2 protein-coding genes are annotated in these 1,937 nt (G+C 68.6%); both read left to right on the forward strand.

Features of this window, described 5'->3' with window-relative positions; genetic code table 11:
• Positions 1-1,062: class I SAM-dependent methyltransferase (locus VHA72_RS09160; protein ID WP_325574448.1), on the forward strand; the 1,062-nt coding region annotated here is incomplete at its 5' end.
• On the forward strand, positions 1,059-1,841 hold the full coding sequence (locus tag VHA72_RS09165; RefSeq protein ID WP_325574450.1) for a sugar phosphate nucleotidyltransferase: 783 nt from the start codon (positions 1,059-1,061) through the stop codon (positions 1,839-1,841). The genes VHA72_RS09160 and VHA72_RS09165, both read left to right, overlap by 4 nt.
• The last annotated feature ends 96 nt before the right edge of the window (positions 1,842-1,937 follow it).

Here is a 1,937-nt window from a genome sequence, read left to right on the forward strand (position 1 = left end):
GCCGAGGACATCTTCAGCGACTACGCCTACTTCTCGTCGTACTCCGACTCCTGGGTGCGGCACGCGGAGCGGTACGTCGAGCACGCCATCGACCGGCTCGGTCTCGACGAGAGCAGCTTCGTGGTGGAGGTGGCCAGCAACGACGGCTACCTGCTGCAGCACACCGTGGCCCGCGGCATCCGCTCCCTCGGCATCGAGCCGGCCGCCAACGTGGCCGCGGCGGCGATCGCCCGCGGCGTCGAGACCGAGGTGGCGTTCCTCGGCCAGGAGACCGGTCGCAAGCTGGCCGAGATCCACGGCCCGGCCGACCTGGTGGTCGCCAACAACGTCTTCGCACACGTGCCCGACATCGTCGACTTCGCCCGTGGCCTGCGCGCGCTGCTGGCCGAGGACGGCACCGTGACGATCGAGATCCCGCACCTGCTGCGGCTGATCGAGGGCAACGAGTACGACACGATCTACCACGAGCACTTCTCCTACCTGTCGCTGCTGACCACCCAGCGGGTGCTCGCGGCGGCCGGTCTCACCGTGGTGGACGTGGAGGAGCTGGAGTCGCACGGCGGCTCACTGCGCACCTGGTCGATGCCGACGGAGTCCGCCGGCGCGCCCAGCGCCGCGGTGGCGGCGGTGCTCGCCGCGGAGGAGGCGGCCGGGCTGCACACCCTGGCCGGCCACGACGGCTTCGCCGCCAAGGTGGCACGGGTGCGCCACGACGTACTCGCCTTCCTGCTCGAGGCCGCCGCCCAGGGCCGGAAGGTGGTTGCCTACGGCGCGCCGGGCAAGGGCAACACCCTGCTCAACCACTGCGGCATCCGGTCCGACCTGCTCGCGTTCAGCGTCGACCGCAACCCGATCAAGCACGGCAGGTACCTGCCGGGCACCCACATCCCGATCAAGCCGGTCGAGGCGCTCGCCGAGGCCCGGCCCGACTATGTGCTGATCATGCCGTGGAACCTGCGGCGCGAGATCAGCGCGCAACTGTCCTATGTCGGCGACTGGGGCGGTCAGCTGGTGACCGCACTCCCGTCGCTGCAGATCTTCGAACCAGGAGACGTCCGATGAAGGTGGTCCTGTTCTGCGGCGGTCTCGGCATGCGCATGCGTGCCGACAACCAGTCGCTGCCCAAGCCGATGATGTGCATCGGCGAGCGCCCCGTGCTCTGGCACATCATGCGTTACTACGCCCACTACGGGCACACCGAGTTCATCCTGTGCCTCGGGTACGGCGCGCAGGCCGTCAAGGACTACTTCCTGCACTACCAGGAGACCACGTCCAACGACTTCGTGCTGACCAAGGGCGGCCAGCACGTCGACCTGATCGGCACCGACATCAGCGACTGGACGATCACGTTCGTCGACACCGGCATGGACACCGCGATCGGCGAGCGACTGCGCCGGGTGCGGCCCTACCTGGAGGGCGACGAGATGTTCCTCGCCAACTACGGCGACGTGCTCACCGACGCCCCGATCAACGCGCTGGTCGAGGAGCTCGAGGCCACCGACGCGGTCGGGCAGTTCATCGCGGTCAAGCCGCAGGACTCCTTCCACGTCGTCGACATGGACGACTCCGGCCAGGTGTCGGGGCTGATCCCCGCCGGCGATCTGCCCTACGCCATCAACGGTGGCTACTTCGTGCTTCGGCAGGGCATCTTCGACTACCTGGACGAGGGCGACGACCTGGTCATGGACGGCTGCATCAAGGCCGCCCGCGACGGTCGGATGCGGGCGGTGCCCTACGGCGGCTTCTGGGCGCCGATGGACACCCTCAAGGAGCGCACCCACCTCGAGGACCTGCACCGGCACGGCGGACCCTGGGAGGTCTGGACCCGCGCCTGGGCCTGACTCCGGCTGCCGCTGCTTCGGCCGCTGCCTTTGCCGCTCCAAACTGTCACCGTGACATTTCCAAACTGTCACGGTGACACTTTGCGCCGCCAGTGA

The organism is Nocardioides sp. (assembly GCF_035547795.1).
In the GTDB taxonomy this organism is placed as follows: domain Bacteria; phylum Actinomycetota; class Actinomycetes; order Propionibacteriales; family Nocardioidaceae; genus Nocardioides.

Excerpts from the sequence above, each read along its gene's own strand:
- VHA72_RS09165 (WP_325574450.1), top strand. The coding sequence starts at position 1,059 with ATGAAGGTGGTCCTGTTCTGCGGCGGTCTCGGCATGCGCATGCGTGCC.